The 16,059-nt window shown below is 69.9% G+C and carries 15 protein-coding genes; 9 read left to right on the plus strand and 6 right to left on the minus strand.

What is annotated here, in order from left to right; translation table 11 throughout:
* Nucleotides 1-568: 568 nt before the first annotated feature.
* Nucleotides 569-1,675 carry an LPS export ABC transporter permease LptG gene (locus tag B1L07_13480; protein AUZ55925.1) on the minus strand — a complete coding sequence of 369 codons (1,107 nt, stop codon included), beginning with the start codon at nt 1,673-1,675 and terminating at the stop codon, nt 569-571.
* On the minus strand, nt 1,672-2,754 hold the full coding sequence (locus B1L07_13485; protein ID AUZ55926.1) for an LPS export ABC transporter permease LptF: 1,083 nt from the start codon (nt 2,752-2,754) through the stop codon (nt 1,672-1,674). The genes B1L07_13480 and B1L07_13485 overlap by 4 nt, the downstream gene beginning before the upstream one ends.
* 105 nt (nt 2,755-2,859) lie before the next feature.
* Here B1L07_13485 and B1L07_13490 point away from each other — a divergent pair, with 105 nt between their 5' ends.
* The 5 genes from B1L07_13490 to B1L07_13510 all read left to right on the plus strand — a co-directional run bounded on the left by B1L07_13490 (nt 2,860) and on the right by B1L07_13510 (nt 8,837).
* Nucleotides 2,860-4,332 (plus strand): leucyl aminopeptidase, encoded by a 1,473-nt coding sequence (locus tag B1L07_13490; protein ID AUZ55927.1) that lies wholly within the window; start codon nt 2,860-2,862, stop codon nt 4,330-4,332.
* Between the two features lie 98 nt (nt 4,333-4,430).
* Complete coding sequence (locus tag B1L07_13495) at nt 4,431-4,856, plus strand: DNA polymerase III subunit chi (protein ID AUZ55928.1); 426 nt, start codon at nt 4,431-4,433, stop codon at nt 4,854-4,856.
* A gap of 9 nt (nt 4,857-4,865) precedes the next feature.
* Nucleotides 4,866-5,066, plus strand: a complete 201-nt coding sequence (locus tag B1L07_13500) for a proteolipid membrane potential modulator (GenBank protein AUZ55929.1) — start codon at nt 4,866-4,868, stop codon at nt 5,064-5,066.
* 32 nt (nt 5,067-5,098) lie between these two features.
* On the plus strand, nt 5,099-7,924 hold the full coding sequence (locus B1L07_13505; GenBank protein AUZ55930.1) for a valine--tRNA ligase: 2,826 nt from the start codon (nt 5,099-5,101) through the stop codon (nt 7,922-7,924).
* 88 nt (nt 7,925-8,012) lie between these two features.
* Nucleotides 8,013-8,837: an EamA family transporter gene (locus tag B1L07_13510; protein ID AUZ55931.1), complete on the plus strand. Its 825-nt coding sequence runs from the start codon at nt 8,013-8,015 to the stop codon at nt 8,835-8,837.
* Nucleotides 8,838-8,846: 9 nt separating this feature from the next.
* On the opposite strand, the gene B1L07_13515 is transcribed toward B1L07_13510, so the two are convergent.
* From B1L07_13515 to B1L07_13525, 3 genes are read right to left on the minus strand one after another with little or no spacing between them, the layout of a single operon-like run.
* Nucleotides 8,847-9,344 (minus strand): ribosomal-protein-alanine N-acetyltransferase, encoded by a 498-nt coding sequence (locus B1L07_13515; GenBank protein ID AUZ55932.1) that lies wholly within the window; start codon nt 9,342-9,344, stop codon nt 8,847-8,849.
* On the minus strand, nt 9,341-9,799 hold the full coding sequence (locus tag B1L07_13520; protein ID AUZ55933.1) for a hypothetical protein: 459 nt from the start codon (nt 9,797-9,799) through the stop codon (nt 9,341-9,343). The genes B1L07_13515 and B1L07_13520 overlap by 4 nt, the downstream gene beginning before the upstream one ends.
* Nucleotides 9,796-10,575, minus strand: coding sequence for a CDP-diacylglycerol--serine O-phosphatidyltransferase (locus B1L07_13525; protein ID AUZ55934.1), 780 nt, complete (start codon nt 10,573-10,575; stop codon nt 9,796-9,798). Before B1L07_13525 ends, B1L07_13520 begins: the two co-directional genes overlap by 4 nt.
* An 80-nt stretch (nt 10,576-10,655) precedes the next feature.
* Between B1L07_13525 and B1L07_13530 the strand changes: the two genes are divergently transcribed.
* The 3 genes from B1L07_13530 (at nt 10,656) to B1L07_13540 (ending at nt 13,400) form a co-directional block, all read left to right on the plus strand.
* Nucleotides 10,656-11,039 (plus strand): DUF4124 domain-containing protein, encoded by a 384-nt coding sequence (locus B1L07_13530; protein ID AUZ55935.1) that lies wholly within the window; start codon nt 10,656-10,658, stop codon nt 11,037-11,039.
* Nucleotides 11,040-11,111: 72 nt separating this feature from the next.
* Entirely contained in the window at nt 11,112-12,806 is a 1,695-nt protein-coding gene (locus B1L07_13535) for a proline--tRNA ligase (protein AUZ55936.1), read from the plus strand.
* Between the two features lie 222 nt (nt 12,807-13,028).
* On the plus strand, nt 13,029-13,400 hold the full coding sequence (locus B1L07_13540) for a DNA-binding protein (protein ID AUZ55937.1): 372 nt from the start codon (nt 13,029-13,031) through the stop codon (nt 13,398-13,400).
* A gap of 180 nt (nt 13,401-13,580) precedes the next feature.
* Here B1L07_13540 and B1L07_13545 read toward each other — a convergent pair whose 3' ends face one another.
* Nucleotides 13,581-14,849: a hypothetical protein gene (locus B1L07_13545; GenBank protein AUZ56609.1), complete on the minus strand. Its 1,269-nt coding sequence runs from the start codon at nt 14,847-14,849 to the stop codon at nt 13,581-13,583.
* Nucleotides 14,850-14,939: 90 nt separating this feature from the next.
* On the opposite strand from B1L07_13545, the gene B1L07_13550 reads away from it, so the two are divergent.
* A complete protein-coding gene (locus B1L07_13550; GenBank protein AUZ55938.1) occupies nt 14,940-16,052 on the plus strand; it encodes an ABC transporter permease in 1,113 nt (370 codons plus the stop codon).
* The last annotated feature ends 7 nt before the right edge of the window (nt 16,053-16,059 follow it).

A 16,059-nucleotide genomic window follows, 5' to 3' on the forward strand; every position in this document is an offset into this window, starting at 1 on the left:
ACCGGCTGAGCAACACGCGGCTGGTGCACGTCCCCGACCGGTAACCACCGCAAACAGCCCACCCTTCATTACCCCGGCGCGCGGCGGCGCGGCTGGACAACCGGTACTTGCGGTTCCCTGCGGCGCGGCATGACCGGCTGAGCAACACGCGGCTGGTGCACGTCCCCGACCGGTAATCACCGCAAACAGCCCACCCTTCATTACCTCGGCGCGTGGCGGCGCGGCTGGACAACCGGTACTTGCGGTTCCCTGCGGCGCGGCATGACCGGCTGAGCAACACGCGGCTGGTGCACGTCCCCGACCGGTAATCACCGCAAACAGCCCACCCTTCATTACCTCGGCGCGTGGCGGCGCGGCTGGGCAACCGGTACTTGCGGTTTCCCGCGGTGCGGCACGGCCGCCCGGGCAACACCCGGCTGCCGCATCTCCCCGACCGGTAATCACCGCAAGCAGCCCGGCCGTCATTGACCCGGCGCGCGACGGCGGCAGCGCAACCGGCGCGTTCGGCCTTGTGCGCCCGGCAGCATCCGCGCGGCACCCGCCGCATCAGCCCGCGTGCGGCGCGGACTCAGCTCGAGCGCCGCCTGAACAGCCAGCCGGACACCGCCAGCATGATCACCGGCGGCAGCGCGTAGGCGATGCGGTAGTCGAACTTGAGCGCGCCGGCCATGCGCCCGAAGAACATCTGCAGCAGCAGGAAGCCCAGCGCGAACAGCATGCCCAGGAACAGGCGCTTGCCCATGCCGCCACTGCGCAGCGAGCCGAACGCGAACGGCACCGCGGCCAGGCACAGCGCCAGCACGTTCACCGGGTAGAACCAGCGGCTCCAGTAGGTGTCCTCGTAGTCGCGCGCATCCAGCCCGTTGCGTTTGCGGTACTCGATGCTGGTGCGCAGCTCGGCGGCGGTCAGGCTGCGCGGCTTGGCCAGGCCCGAGGCCAGGGCCGCCGCATCCAGGGCCGAGTCCCAGGGCTCGCTGGCCACCGTCTGGCGGCTGGCCGAGCGCTCGCCGAAGGTGTCGCGCCGCACCTGCTCCAGGGTCCAGCCGCTGGCGTCGTGGCGGGCGGTGACCGCATGGGTCAGGCTGGCCAGGCGACCGTCGGCGTCCAGCCGGTAGAGGCGGACGTCATGCAGCAGCAGGCGCGTGCCGCCATCGTCGCTGAGCTGTTCCTCGCCGCTCTGCGCATTGAGGAAGGTGTCGCCCTCGCGCGCCCACAACCCGGAATAGCGGGCCACGGCCATGTCGGTATTGAACTTGGCGCTGGCCTTGAGCGCATCGGCCTTTTCCTGCGCCCACGGCGCCAGGGTTTCGCCGTTGACCACCATCACCGCAGTCAGCAGCGACAGCGCGATGGCCACCGACAGCGCGATCCGGCGCCGCGACAGGCCCAGCGCGCGCAGCGCGGTCAGCTCCGAGGTCGCGGCCAGCTGCCCCAGCCCCATCAGCGCGCCGATCACCGCGGCCATCGGGAACAGCGTGTAGGCGCGGCGCGGCAGGGTGTAGGCGCTCCAGGCCACGGCATGGCCGAAGGTATAGCTGCCGGTGCCGATGTTCTTGGCCTCGCCGGACAGCGACAGCATCGCGTCCAACCCGGTCAGCACCGCCCACGCCAGCAGCACGGTGAGCAGCACCGTGCGGCCGACGTAGAAATCGTGGATGCGCGGGCGCAGCATCATGCGCGGACTCCCCTGCGGCGCGACAGCCGGCCATCGCGGAAGTACATCCACAGCGCCAGCGCCAGCAGCGGCACCGTCAGCCACCACATGCCCAGCGCGGGCGGCAGGGTACCGTTGGCCAGCCATTGCCGGCCACTGATCATCAGGCTGACGCCCACCACATAGCCGAGGAAGGCCAGCATCACGCTTCCGTAGCGCTGCTGCCGCGGGGTGCTGCGCGACAGCGGCAGTGCCAGCAGGGCGAAGGCCAGCGCCAGCAGCGGCGGGGTGATGCGCCAGTGCAGCTGCGCCTGGGCCTCGGGCCGCTCGTCGCCGAGCAGGCGCAGGGTCGGCAGCACCTCGGGGTCGTCCTGCCCGCGCGGCTCGTCACGGTCCGGCAGGGCCACCTCGTTGCTGGCGTAGCGCATCAGGCGGTAGTCCAGCGCGCCGTTCTCCGGGCCCTCGACCCGGTGGCCGTCCTCCAGCCGCAGGAAGCGCTGGCGCTCGCCCTCGAAGAACATGCTGCCGCTGTTGGCCGAGACCACGTCGATGCGCCCGTCCTTCTGCCGCTGGATGAACACCTTGCCCATCTTCGTGCCGTCTTCGTTCAGCGAGGACAGGTAGACGATGCCGCCGCCGGAGAGCTGGGTGAACTTGCCCGGCTCCAGCCCGGCCACCACCACGCTGCGGCTGGCCGCCTCGACCATCGCGTCGGCGGTGCGGTTGGCCCACGGCCCCAGCCACAGCGAGCAGGCCCCGACCACCGCCACCACCGGCGCCACCAGCATCAGCACCGGCCGCAGCAGCCGCCGCGGGCCGACCCCGACCGCGGTCAGCACCGCCATTTCCGAGTCCCGGTAGAGCCGGGCGATGGCCAGCGACAGGCCCAGCAGCAGCGCCAGCGGCAGGATGATGGGCAGGTAGACGATGAACTGCAGGCCCAACTGCGACAGCAGCAGCCCGGCCGGCATGCGGCCGTCGGCAATCCGCCCCAGGATGTCCACCAGCACCCCGCCCACGCTCACCACCAGCAGCACGGTCAGGGTCGCCAGGAAGCTCTGGATGAAGTCGCTCAGCAGGTAGCGGTCAAGCTTCGCCATGGGGTGGGTGGTTTAAACTCCCGGTTTCGTTCGCGGCGCGCCCGGCCGGTCTGGAGGGGTGGAAACAGTCCGCGATTGTACGGATTTGGCAATGGAATCTGATCAATGTCTCTGCAATTCACCCTGAACCACGCCGCCCCGGCCTCGGCCGCGGTCGACTGCGTCATCGTTGGCGCCTTCTCGGACAAGTCGCTGTCGCCGGCGGCCCAGGCGCTCGACGCCGCCTCGGGCGGCCGCCTCGCGGCGCTGGTGGAGCGCGGCGACGTCGGCGGCAAGACCGGCAACACCACCGTGCTGCACGACCTGGCCGGCGTGGCCGCGCCGCGGGTGCTGGTGGTCGGCCTGGGCGACCCCGCCAAGTTCGGCGTGGCGCAGTACATCAAGGCGGTGGGCGACGCCGCCCGCGCGCTGCGCAGCGGCATCACCCGCAGCGCGCTGTTCACCCTGGCCGAGCTCGAAGTGAAGGGCCGCGACGCGGCCTGGAACATCCGCCAGGCGGTGATCGCCGCCAACCATGCCAGCTACCGCTACACCGCCACCCTGGGCAAGAAGAAGCCCGACGCCCCGGGGCTGGAAACCCTGGCGATCAGCGGCAGCGACGAGACCGCGCTGGCGCAGGGCCAGGCCATCGCCGCCGGCGTCGAGTACGCCCGCGAGCTGGGCAACCTGCCGCCGAACCTGTGCACCCCGGCCTACCTGGCCGAATCCTCGGTCAAGTTCGCCGCTGAGCACGAAGGCGCGCAGGCCGAGATCCTGGACGAGCAGCAGATGGAAGCGCTCGGCATGGGCTCGCTGCTGGCGGTGGCCCGCGGCTCGGCCAACCGGCCCAAGCTGGTGGTGCTGAAGTGGAACAACGGCGGCGACGCCAAGCCCTACGTGCTGGTCGGCAAGGGCATCACCTTCGATACCGGCGGCGTCAACCTGAAGACCCAGGGCGGCATCGAGGAAATGAAGTACGACATGTGCGGTGGCGCCAACGTCATCGGCACCTTCGTCGCCGCGGTCAAGGCCCGGCTGCCGCTGAACCTGGTGGTGGTGGTGCCGGCGGTGGAGAACGCGATCGACGGCAACGCCTACCGCCCGTCGGACGTGATCACCTCCATGTCCGGCAAGACCATCGAAGTCGGCAACACCGACGCCGAGGGCCGCCTGATCCTGTGCGACGCGCTGACCTATGCGCAGCGCTTCGAGCCGGCCGCGCTGGTCGACGTGGCCACCCTGACCGGCGCCTGCATGGTCGCCCTGGGCCACCAGACCGCCGGCCTGATGAGCAAGCACGACGACCTGGCCAACGAACTGCTCGCCGCCGGCGAACACGTGTTCGACCGCGCCTGGCGCCTGCCGCTGTGGGACGAGTACCAGCCGATGCTGGATTCGACCTTCGCCGACGTCTACAACATCGGCGGCCGCTGGGCCGGCGCCATCACCGCCGGCTGCTTCCTGTCGCGCTTCACCGAGGGCCAGCGCTGGGCGCACCTGGACATCGCCGGCGTGGCCAGCGATGAAGGCAAGCGCGGCATGGCCACCGGCCGCCCGGTCGGGCTGCTGGCGCAGTGGCTGCTGGACCGGGTGGGCTGAAGCCGGACCCGGGAACCGGGCACGGGGAATGGAAATTCCCCGTGCCGGCTCCCCGCCCCGCCCCCGTTCACTTCCCTTTCCCCTTCCGGTTACCCGCCTTGACCCGTGCCGACTTCTACCTGATCGCCAAGCCCCGCTTCCTCACCGAGCCACTGAAGCTGGTGTGCGAACTGGCGCGCAAGGCCAACGACACCAGCCAGTACACGCTGGTGCTGGCGCGCGACGCGGCGCAGGCCGAGGAACTGGACGAGCTGCTGTGGTCGTTCGACCCGGACGCCTACATCCCGCACCAGATCGTCGGCGAGGACGTGGACGAGGAAGAAGCCATCGTGCTGATCGCCGCGCCGGGCGCCGACGCGCCGGAGCGGCCGCTGGTGATCAACCTGCGCGACGAGCCGTACCTGGGCAGCTGCGAGCGGGTGCTGGAAGTGGTGCCGGCCGACCCGGCCGCGCGGGAACCGCTGCGCGAGCGCTGGCGCCAGTACAAGGCCGCCGGCTACGCGCTCAACAAGCACGACATGTAAGGGACCCGCATGCGCCTGCTCATCGCCCTGCTGCTGCCATGGCTGGCCTTCTTCACCATCGGCCGGCCGCTGTCCGGCATCGTCTGCCTGGTCCTGCAGGTCACCCTGATCGGCTGGGTTCCGGCCGCGATCTGGGCCGCCTACGCGGTCAGCCAGTACCACACCGACCAGAAGATCAGGCGCGCGCTGAAAACCGGCGCGTTCCGCTGATCCCCTCCCCGCCTTCCACCCGGTTTCCCCGCATGACCCAACTCGCCTCCAGCTACGACCCGAAGTCCTTCGAAACCGCGCTCTACGATGCGTGGGAGAAAGCCGGCCATTTCAAGCCGTCCGGCAGGGGCGAGCCGTACACCATCCTGCTGCCGCCGCCGAACGTGACCGGCACCCTGCACATGGGCCACGCGTTCCAGCAGACGCTGATGGACGCGCTGATCCGCTACCACCGCATGCGCGGCTACGACACGCTGTGGCAGGTCGGCACCGACCACGCCGGCATCGCCACCGAAATGGTGGTCAGCCGCAACCTGGCGCTGGAAGGCAAGGGCGAGACCCGCGATTCGCTGGGCCGCGACGGCTTCATCGACAAGGTGTGGGAGTGGAAGGCGCACTCGGGCAACGTGATCGAAGGGCAGATGCGCCGCCTCGGCACCTCGGCCGACTGGTCGCGCAGCACCTTCACCATGGACCCGGGCCCGAGCGAGGCGGTGATCGAAGCCTTCGTGCGCTGGCACGAGCAGGGCCTGATCTACCGCGGCCAGCGCCTGGTCAACTGGGACCCGGTGCTGAAGACCGCCATCTCCGACCTGGAAGTGGAAAGCGTCGAGGAAGACGGCTTCCTGTGGTCGATCGCCTACGCGCTGGAAGACGGGGCCAGCTACGAGCACGTCGAGCTCGACGCCGACGGCAACGAGACCCTGCGCGAAACCCGCCATTACCTGGTGGTGGCCACCACCCGCCCGGAAACCCTGCTGGGCGACACCGCGGTCATGGTCCATCCGGAGGACACGCGCTACGCCCACCTGGTCGGCAAGCGCGTGACCCTGCCGCTGACCGGCCGCAGCGTGCCGGTGATCGCCGACGACTACGTCGACAAGGCGTTCGGCACCGGCGTGGTCAAGGTCACCCCGGCACACGACTTCAACGACTACCAGGTCGGCGTGCGCCACGGCCTGCCGATGATCAACCTGTTCACCCCGACCGCCGCGCTCAACGAGAACGCGCCGGAGCAGTACCGCGGGCTGGACCGCTACGAAGCGCGCAAGGTGATCCTGGCCGAGCTGGAAAACCTGGGCATCCTGGTCGAGACCCGGGCGCACAAGCTGCAGGTGCCGCGCGGCGACCGCACCGGCCAGGTGATCGAGCCGTACCTGACCGACCAGTGGTTCGTGAAGATGGACGGCCTGGCCAGGCGCGGCCTGGAGCTGGTCGAAAACGGCAGCATCAAGTTCGTGCCGGGCAACTGGATCAACACCTACCGCCACTGGATGGAGAACATCCAGGACTGGTGCATCAGCCGCCAGCTGTGGTGGGGCCACCGCATCCCGGCCTGGTTCGACGACGCCGGCAACTGCTACGTCGGCCGCAACGAGGCCGACGCCCGCGCCCGGGCCGGGCTCGGCGACGACGTGGCGCTCACCCAGGACAGCGACGTGCTGGAGACCTGGTTCTCCTCGCAGCTGTGGCCGTTCTCCACGCTGGGCTGGCCGGAGGAAGCGGCCATGGCGCAGCGCGGCTTCGCGCGCTACCTGCCGTCGAACGTGCTGGTCACCGGCTTCGACATCATTTTCTTCTGGGTGGCGCGCATGATCATGGCCACCGACAGCTTCACCGGGCACATCCCGTTCAAGGACGTCTACATCACCGGCCTGATCCGCGACGCGCAGGGCCAGAAGATGTCCAAGTCCAAGGGCAACGTGCTCGACCCGCTGGACATCATCGACGGCATCAGCATCGACGACCTGGTCGCCAAGCGCACCCATGGCCTGATGCAGCCGAAGATGGCCGAGAAGATCGAGAAGGCCACCCGCCGGGAGTTCCCGGACGGCATCATCGCCCACGGTGCCGATGCGCTGCGCTTCACCATCGCGGCGCTGGCCACCCACGGCCGCGACATCAAGTTCGACATGAGCCGCGCCGAGGGCTACAAGAACTTCTGCAACAAGCTGTGGAACGCCAGCCGCTTCACCCTGATGAACACCGAAGGGGCCAGCTTCAGCGGCGCGCCGCAGCCGCGTACCGACGCCGAGCGCTGGATTCTTTCGCGCCTGGCGAAGGTTTCGGCCGAGGCGCAGCAGCATTTCGCCGATTACCGCTTCGACCTGCTGGCGCAGGCGCTGTACGAGTTCGTCTGGAACGAGTTCTGCGACTGGTTCCTGGAGCTGACCAAGCCGGCGCTCAACGGTGACAACGCCGCCGATGCGGCCAGCACCCGCCACACCCTGCTGTATGTGCTCGAAGCGGTGCTGCGCCTGCTGCACCCGCTGATTCCGTTCGTCACCGAACAGCTGTGGCAGCAGGTGGCGCCGCGCCTGGGCATCGCCGTCGACACGCTGTCGCTGCGCCCCTATCCGACCGCAGCGGAGTTCAGCGGCGACTACGCCCAGGCCGAGGCCGACGTGGAGTGGTTCAAGACCATGGTCAGCGCCCTGCGCCGGGTGCGCAGCGAGCTGAACGTGCCGCCGTCCCGGCTGGTCCGGCTGCTGCTGCAGGGGGGCCAGGCCGTGGACCAGGCGCGGGTGGAGCGCTTCACTTCGCAGCTGCGTTTCCTGCTGAAGCTGGAGCGCATCGAGTGGCTGGCCGCCGACGCGCAGACCCCGCCGGCCGCGGCCGCCATCGTCGGCGAGCTCAAGCTGCTGGTGCCGCTGGAAGGCCTGGTCGACCTGGATGCCGAGCGCGCGCGCCTGGACAAGGAGATCGCGCGGGTGTCGGCGGAGAAGGAGAAGAGCGAGACCAAGCTGTCCAGGTTCACCGACAAGGTGCCGGCGGCGGTGGTCGAACAGGAGCGCGTGCGCCTGGCCGACTGGAACGGCCAGCTGGCCGGCCTGCAGGCACAGCGCGCCAAGCTGTAGGCCGCCCCCGCGGTGACGCAAGCGCCGCCTGCGGGCGGCGTTTGTGTTTGCGGCTATGCTGCGCGCTCCACCGCACCCCGGGCATGCGATGTCGCTGGCGATCTTCTGCGCGGTGCTGTTCGCCGCCCTGCTGCACGCCGGCTGGAATGCTCTCGTCAAGCGCGGTGGCGACCCCCTGCTGAACACGATCCTGGTCACCGGCTGGGCCGCGCTGCTGTCCGCGCTGGCGCTGCCGTGGCTGCCGCTTCCGGCGCCGGCAAGCTGGCCGTGGCTGGCCGCATCCACGCTGCTGCAGGCCGGCTACTACGTGCTGGTCGCGCGCGCCTACCAGGCCGCCACCATGAGCCTGTCCTACCCGCTGATGCGCGGCTGCGCACCGCCGCTGGTGGCGCTGGCCGCCGGCCTGGCATTCGGCGAACAACTGACCGCCGGGGCCTGGCTCGGCATCGCCGTGGTCAGCGCCGGCGTCGTCGGCATGGCCGGCGGCGCGGCCCGCCGGCAGCTGCGGCTGCCGTTGTCCGTCGCCGTGCTGATCGCCACCTACACCCTGGTCGACGCGCGTGGCGCGCGCCTGTCCGGCAATGCCGCCAGCTATGCGCTGTGGTTGTTCCTGCTGTCCGGGCTGCCGCTGCCGCTGTGGGCGCTGGCCACCCGCCGCGCGCAGCTGTGCCGGCACCTGCGCGACCACTGGCGGCGAGGACTGGTGGGCGGCGCCGGCACCACCGCGTCCTATGGCATCGCGCTGTGGGCGATGACCCAGGCGCCGGTGGCGGTCGTCGCCGCGCTGCGCGAAACCTCGATCCTGTTCGCGCTGCTGATCTCGGCCCGGGTGCTGAACGAGCGCATCGACCGCAGGCGCCTGTCCGCTGCGGCGCTCATCGTGGCCGGCGTGGTCCTGCTGCGGCTGGGGTGAACGGGCCGCCTACAGCGGCGGCATGCGGGCGATGTCCGCGTCCACCAGTTCCATCGCCATCACCAGCGCGTCCTCGCGGCCGATCACCGCCGGGTAATAGCGCGGCCGCCGGCCGATCTCGTTGAAGCCCTCGCTGTGGTACAGCGCGATGGCCGCGGCATTGGACGGCCGCACCTCCAGGAACACCCGCGCCGCGCGGTGCTCGCGTGCCACCTGCACCAGCTCGCGCAGCAGCCGCCGCCCGAACCCGCGCGACTGCCGGAGCGGATCGACGCAGACGTTGAGCACGTGCGCCTCGTCGGCGGCGATGCTGAGCAGCCCATAGCCGAGCAGGCCGGTGTCGCCGACCAGCACCCGCCCCGGGTAACCGGCGCGCAGGCAGTCCTGGAAGATGCCGCGGGTCCACGGGAACGGATAGGCGCGCAGTTCGATCTCCATCACCGCGTCCAGGTCGCCCTCGTGCATCGGGCGCAGGACCGGCGCGGGCGTCGCCGCCACCGCGTTCATTGCCGCTGCTTCCGCCGCAGTTCGCGCAGGTGCGGCCACAGCGCGCGCTTGGCCGCGGGGTTGGCGCGCAGCTCGTCCAGCGGCCAGCTGTCCATCAGCGCGCGGGTCTGCGGGTCGTTCGGATTGCAGCCGGACGCGCGCAGCAGCGCGATCTGCAGGCGGTCGGGCAGGCGCACCCCGGCGCGGCGCGGCGCGGGCCGCGCCAGGGGCGGGGCGGCGGGGGCATCGGGCGCCATGCGCGGCGGGGCCTCGCGCCGCGGCGGCGGGGCCGCGCGCGCGGGTGCCGGCGCGGCGACGGGGCCGGCATCCGGCACCGGCGGCGGTGCGCCGCGCGCCGCCGGCTGCGGCAGCGGCGCGTCCAGCGCGCCGCCTTCCAGGTAGACCGAATAGCCCATCGCCTGCAGCCACGCCTGCTGCTGCGGCGACCACAACGGCGTGGACGCGGCCGCGTTCACTGCACCCTGCTGGCCGGTTGACGCCAGCGCTGCCACAGCCACATCAGCGGCCCGGACAGCGCATACAGCACGCCGACCACGAACAGCGTGCGCGGCAGGTCCACCACCATGATGGCGATCACGATCGGCACCAGCGCCAGCACCATGAACGGCACGCGCTCGGAGCGCGGGTCCTTCTCGCTGCCGCCCTTGAAGCTCCAGAAGCGGATGCGGCTGACCATCAGCAGCGCGGCGACGATGGACACCGCCAGCGCCACGTAGCGCAGCTCCTCGCCGCTCCAGCCCAGGCTGCCGTCGGCGAACGCCCAGACGAAGGACATCATCAGTCCCGCCGCCGCCGGGCTGGCCAGGCCCACGAACCAGCGTTTGTCCACCGTGCCCACCTGGGTGTTGAAACGCGCCAGGCGCAGTGCCGCGCAGGCCGCGTACAGGAACGCCGCCAGCCAGCCGATGCGGCCAAGCACCTCGCCGTCGAACTTCAGCGAGGACAGCGACCAGTGGTACATCACCAGCGCCGGCGCCATGCCGAAACTGACCAGGTCGGCCAGCGAGTCGTACTGGACCCCGAACTCGCTGCTGGTGCCGGTCAGCCGCGCCACCCGGCCGTCCAGCCCGTCCATGACCCCGGCCACGAACACCGCCACGGCGGCGTTGACGAAGTCGCCGTTGGAGGCGGCGATGATGGCGTAGAAGCCGGCGAACAGCCCGGCGGTGGTGAACAGGTTCGGCAGCAGGTAGATGCTGCGCGAGCGCGGCGGCGGTCTGGTTTGGTCCATGCGGCCAGTTTAATCGACTTGCCAGCCGCGTCACCGGGTGCTGCAATCGGGTTCTGTCCCGTCAAGCGACCGGAGTCGCCATGCGCGCCCTGCCCCGTTTCTGCTGCCTGCTGGCCCTGGCCGGCGCCGCCGGTGGTGCCGTTGCCGGCACCGGCAACCTGTACAAGTGGAAAGACGCCAATGGCGTGACCCAGTACTCCGAGCGCCCGCCGGCCGGACAGAAGTACGAGACCCGCCGCATCACCACCTCCGGCGAGCCGGTGGCCGCGGCCGAGCCGGCCAAGGCCGACGAGGCGCCGGAGTGCACCGCGGCGCGGCACAACCTGGAGCTGCTCAAGGGCAGCGGCCCGCTGATGCAGGACACCAACGGCGACGGCAAGCCGGACACCCAGCTGGACGACGCCCAGCGCAGCGCGCAGAAGCAGCTGGCCGAGGCCGCCGCGGCCGCCTACTGCAAGAAGTAGGCGACGCCCCGGGCCTTGCGGCGCCTGGGCTTCTGGCAGAATAGGCGGTCCGCCGTTCCGTGAAGCCACCCCATGCGCCTTTCCCGTTTCCACCTGCACACCACCAAGGAAACACCCGCCGACGCCGAGCTGGTCAGCCACAAGCTGATGCTGCGCGCGGGCATGATCCGCAAGCTGGCCTCGGGCCTGTACACCTGGTCGCCGCTGGGCCTGCGCGTGCTGCGCAAGGTGGAAGGCATCGTCCGCGAGGAAATGAACCGCGCCGGCGCGGTGGAACTGCAGCTGCCGACCATCCAGCCCAGGGAGCTGTGGGAAGAAACCGGGCGCTGGGAAAAGTTCGGCGGCCAGCTGCTGAAGATCAAGGACCGCAAGGAGCAGGAATACTGCTACAGCCCCACCGCCGAGGAAGCCATCACCGACTTCGCGCGCCAGGAGCTGTCCAGCTACAAGCAGCTGCCGGTCAATTTCTACCAGGTGCAGACCAAGTTCCGCGACGAGATCCGCCCGCGCTTCGGGGTGATGCGCGCGCGCGAGTTCCTGATGAAGGACGCGTATTCCTTCCACCTGGATGACGCCAGCCTGGTGGCCGAGTACGAAAACATGAAGGCCACCTACACCCGCATCTTCACCCGCCTGGGGCTGGAGTTCCGCGCGGTGCAGGCCGATTCCGGCGCGATCGGCGGCGACGCCTCGCAGGAATTCCACGTGATCGCCGATTCCGGCGAGGACGCGCTGGCGTTCTCCACCGGCTCGGACTACGCCGCCAACGTCGAGGCCGCCGTCGCCGCCGACCCGGCGCCGCGCGCGGCCGCGACCGAGGCGCTGCGCAAGGTCAAGACCCCGACCCAGAAAACCTGCGGGGACGTCGCCGCGCTGCTGGGCATCGCCCTGCCGCGCACGGTCAAGTCGGTCGCGGTGATGAGCGCCGACGGCACCTTCGTGCTGGCGCTGGTGCGTGGCGACCACGAGGTCAACGAGATCAAACTGGGCAAGGTGGCGGGGCTGGCCGACCACCGCATGGCCAGCGAGGCGGAGATCGCCGAGTACCTCGGCAGCGAACCCGGCTTCCTCGGCCCGCTCAACCCGCGCAAGGCGATCCGCATCGTCGCCGACCGCGAGGTGGCGGCGCTGGCCGATTTCGTGGTCGGCGCCAACGAACCCGGTTTCCACATCGCCGGCGTGAACTGGGGCCGCGACCTGCCCGAGCCGGACGTGGCCGATATCCGCAACGTGGTCGCCGGCGACCGCGCCCGCGACGGCGGCGAACTGAAACTCGCGCGCGGCATCGAGGTCGGCCACGTGTTCCAGCTCGGCCGCAAATATGCCGAAGCGCTCAAGGCCACGGTGCTGGACGAGAACGGCAAGGCCACGGTAATGGCGATGGGCTGTTATGGCATCGGCGTGTCGCGCATCGTCGCCGCCGCCATCGAACAGAACCACGACGACGCCGGCATTATCTGGCCGGTGGCGATGGCACCGTGGCAGGCGGTGGTGTGCATGATCAACCCGAAACAGGACGCCGCGGTGACCGCCGCCGCCGAAGCGCTGCTGGCCGAACTGCAGGCCGCCGGCATCGACGCCGCGCTGGACGACCGCGGGCTGCGCCCCGGCGCGATGTTCGCCGACATGGAGCTGATCGGCATCCCCCACCGCATCGTGGTTTCCGAGCGCGGGCTGGCCGCGGGCACCTACGAATACCGCGCGCGCGCGGCCAGCGAGGCCGAGAACCTGGACAAGGCCGGGCTGCTGCGGAAAATCGCCGGGTGACATGAAACAACAGCCCGGCAGCCGTTTCCCACGGCGAAGCCGCGCGAAGGGTGACGCACGGGGAAGTGCGCCACGGAAAAGGCCGGGGTCAAAACCCGGCCTTTTCTCATGTAATCAACACAACGCCCAGATTATCGTTGCCGTTACCGTGAAACAGCCGCTATGCTTTGCGTGCTGCCACGGATCGGCTATACCCACCCCATTATCCGGAGTAGCGATTCGATGAGTATTGACCTCAGCGGCCTGTCGGCCCGAGAACTGGCATCCCTGATCCGCGACGCGCAGAAGCGCAAGAGCGTGGTCGCCAAGCGCCAGCCCATCACCAAGGTCCGCGCGCAGCTGGTCAAGACCGCGCAGAAGGCCGGTTACACCATTGAGGAGCTGTTCGGCACCGGCGCGCCCAAGGCCAGCCGCGCCCCGCGCGCCGCCAAGGCCCCGGCCAAGAGCGCCAGCAAGGGTGTGAAGGTCGCGCCGAAGTACCGCGATCCGGCCAATGCCGCCAATACCTGGACCGGCCGCGGCAAGCAGCCGCGCTGGCTCGCCGAATACACCGCCGGCGGCCGCAAGGTCGAGGAATTCCTGATCCAGAAGTGATCAGGGCGGGAAGATGGCAATTAAAGAACGCCGGCATATGCCGGCGTTCTTTAATTGGCAAGGAGCGGGTGAAGAGGAGTGAGAAGTGAGAAAAGGCAGGAGCAAAAGCCGTCATCTCCGCGAAGGCGGAGATCGCTCTTGCTTCTTCTCACTTCTCACTCCTCTTCACTCACTCCTCGCTCAAAGATTCTTCCGCGCCGGCACCAGCAGGTTGCCGAACAGCAGCCCCGCCACCAGCGCCATCACCACGTTCAGCACCGTCAGCAGCGCCGACTCACCGGCATTCACGTTCTGCTGCTGGATCAGGCTCAATACCCCGCGCAGGCTGATGCTGCCGGGTACCAGCATGATGATGCCGGGCAGGCGGATGATCGCCCCCGGGCGCTGCACCACGCGACCGAACAGATTGCCGGCGGCGGTCAGCATCATCGCCGCCAGGAATATCCCCGCCGGCCCGCCCCACTGCTGCCCGCCATAACGGGAAATGGCATACCCGGCCAGCGACGCGGCCATCACCCAGGGATAATCGCGGCGCGAGGCGCGGAACAGCATCGCGAAGGCGAACGCGGCCAGCATCACCGAGGCCCATTCCACCCATTCCGGTTGCGGGCGCGAGCCGCGCACCAGCGGATCGAGCCCGATCAGGTCGCTGATGGTCACCGCGATCATCGCGCCCACGGTCAGTTTCATGATCGTGGTCAGCGCACCGGCGAAACGCGCGGTGCCCGATACCCAGTGCTGGCTGGCCAGCTCGTTGACCGCATTGGTCAGCGCCATGCCCGGCAGCAGCACCACCAGCGAGGCGATGATCACCGAATTCTGGTTCAACGGACCGATGAAGGTCGCCACCAGCACCGCGACGAAACCGGCCAGCATCGCCGCCAGCGCGTCGCTGGCCTCGCGGGTGGCCACGCGGCGGTCGGTGTAGAACAGCATCAGCCCGATCAGCAGGCCGGTGAAACCGGCGGTGACCACGTCCAGCCACGGCAGCCGCCACATGCCGGCCACGCCGGCCGAGCCGAGGCAGAAAGACAGCAGCATCTGCGCGTTGTCGCGCCAGGTCGGCGGCTTGTCGAGCCGGCGCAGCGCGGTATGGCCCTGGGCGATGCTCATCTGCCCGCTCGCCACCGCGTCGGCGATCTGGTCGGCCAGGGTCAGCTTGTGCAGGTCGTTGCTGCCCGGGTCCAGGCGCACCACGCGGGTGATGTCGCTGGAGCCGATCGCCTGGGTCGGGTCGCTGAAACTGAGGATCAGCCCGGTGGGGTTGGACCACGGCTCGCAATCCAGGTCCAGCCGTTGCGCCAGCGCCACCACCGCCGCTTCCAGCCGCTGCGCGGTGGTGCCGTAGGTATGCAGGCGGCCGGCGATCTCCGTGACGAAGGCCACGCGCTGCGCATAGGTTGCGCGTCCGGGGACGATGGAAACGGAGGCGATGGATTCGGCGGACATGCGCATTAGTATCACCCGGAAGTGCGCCGGCTTGATCGCTTCATGGGCCCGCGACGGGGTGACAGGGTATGCTCGGCGGCGGACGCCCCCATGAAGAACGCCGAACCGCCCCACTGCGCGATGGACCCGGACGTCGACGGCCAACTCCGGCTGTCGGGCAGCTGGACCCTGTCCACCGCCCTGCAATCGGCCCAGGTGCTGGGCGACATCCGGGCACCGGTACGCGGGCTGGACGCGCGCGGCATCGACCAGCTCGATTCGGCCGGGGTGCTGCAGCTGCTGCGTTACTCGCGCAGCGCCGGGCTGAGCGACGATGCGCTGCTGTTCCGCGACGAGCACCGCGCGCTGGTGTGCACCATCGACGAGGTCGCCGACGAGCGTCCGCCACCGCAGCGCGACTACGGCGTGGCCGCGGCGCTGGAACGGCTCGGCCGCTCGGTGCATGCCATCGCCGGCAACATCGTGGTGCTGGTGGGCTTCTTCGGCGAGAACCTGGCCAAGCTGGCGCGCCTGCTGCGGCAGCCGCGGCGCCTGCGCCTGACCGCCACCGTGCACCAGATGGAAGAGGTGGGGCTGGACGCGGTACCGCTGATCGCGCTGCTGTCCTACCTGGTGGGTGCGGTGGTCGCCTTCCTCGGCTCGACCATCCTGCGCGACTTCGGCGCCGAGATCTACGTGGTGGAACTGGTCAACATCGCGTTCCTGCGCGAGTTCGGCGTGCTGCTGACCGCCATCGTGCTGGCCGGGCGCACCGCCAGCGCGTTCACCGCGCAGATCGGCGCGATGAAGGCGCGCGAGGAGATCGACGCGATCCAGACCCTGGGCCTGGACCCGATCGACCTGCTGGTGCTGCCACGGGTGCTGGCGCTGGTGGTGACGCTGCCGCTGCTGACCTTCATCGCCATGGTCGCCGGCCTGGCCGGTGGCGTCACCGTGGGCGCGTTCGACCTGGGCATCCCGCCGCAGATGTACATCGCCCGCATGCACGAGACCATGCAGCTGCGGCACCTGCTGGTGGGGCTGTCCAAGGCCCCGGTGTTCGCGCTGATCATCGCCCTGATCGGCTGCCTGGAAGGGCTCAAGGTGCAGGGCACGGCACAGTCGGTGGGCGAGCGCACCACCTCCAGCGTGGTGCAGACGATCTCGCTGGTCATCATCCTCGACGCGCTGGCCGCGTTGTGGTTCATGCACATGGACTGGTGAGGGGGCG

Source organism: Stenotrophomonas acidaminiphila (genome assembly GCA_002951995.1).
Lineage (GTDB): Bacteria > Pseudomonadota > Gammaproteobacteria > Xanthomonadales > Xanthomonadaceae > Stenotrophomonas > Stenotrophomonas acidaminiphila_A.

What these genes read in the sequence shown, in the direction of transcription:
- B1L07_13490 (AUZ55927.1), top strand. Translation starts at nt 2,860, where the DNA reads ATGTCTCTGCAATTCACCCTGAACCACGCCGCCCCGGCCTCGGCCGCG.
- B1L07_13540 (AUZ55937.1), top strand. Translation starts at nt 13,029, where the DNA reads ATGAGTATTGACCTCAGCGGCCTGTCGGCCCGAGAACTGGCATCCCTG.
- B1L07_13485 (AUZ55926.1), bottom strand. Translation starts at nt 2,754, where the DNA reads ATGGCGAAGCTTGACCGCTACCTGCTGAGCGACTTCATCCAGAGCTTC.
- B1L07_13535 (AUZ55936.1), top strand. Translation starts at nt 11,112, where the DNA reads ATGCGCCTTTCCCGTTTCCACCTGCACACCACCAAGGAAACACCCGCC.
- B1L07_13530 (AUZ55935.1), top strand. Translation starts at nt 10,656, where the DNA reads ATGCGCGCCCTGCCCCGTTTCTGCTGCCTGCTGGCCCTGGCCGGCGCC.
- B1L07_13510 (AUZ55931.1), top strand. Translation starts at nt 8,013, where the DNA reads ATGTCGCTGGCGATCTTCTGCGCGGTGCTGTTCGCCGCCCTGCTGCAC.
- B1L07_13545 (AUZ56609.1), bottom strand. Translation starts at nt 14,849, where the DNA reads ATGTCCGCCGAATCCATCGCCTCCGTTTCCATCGTCCCCGGACGCGCA.
- B1L07_13500 (AUZ55929.1), top strand. Translation starts at nt 4,866, where the DNA reads ATGCGCCTGCTCATCGCCCTGCTGCTGCCATGGCTGGCCTTCTTCACC.
- B1L07_13515 (AUZ55932.1), bottom strand. Translation starts at nt 9,344, where the DNA reads ATGAACGCGGTGGCGGCGACGCCCGCGCCGGTCCTGCGCCCGATGCAC.
- B1L07_13550 (AUZ55938.1), top strand. Translation starts at nt 14,940, where the DNA reads ATGAAGAACGCCGAACCGCCCCACTGCGCGATGGACCCGGACGTCGAC.
- B1L07_13480 (AUZ55925.1), bottom strand. Translation starts at nt 1,675, where the DNA reads ATGATGCTGCGCCCGCGCATCCACGATTTCTACGTCGGCCGCACGGTG.
- B1L07_13505 (AUZ55930.1), top strand. Translation starts at nt 5,099, where the DNA reads ATGACCCAACTCGCCTCCAGCTACGACCCGAAGTCCTTCGAAACCGCG.
- B1L07_13525 (AUZ55934.1), bottom strand. Translation starts at nt 10,575, where the DNA reads ATGGACCAAACCAGACCGCCGCCGCGCTCGCGCAGCATCTACCTGCTG.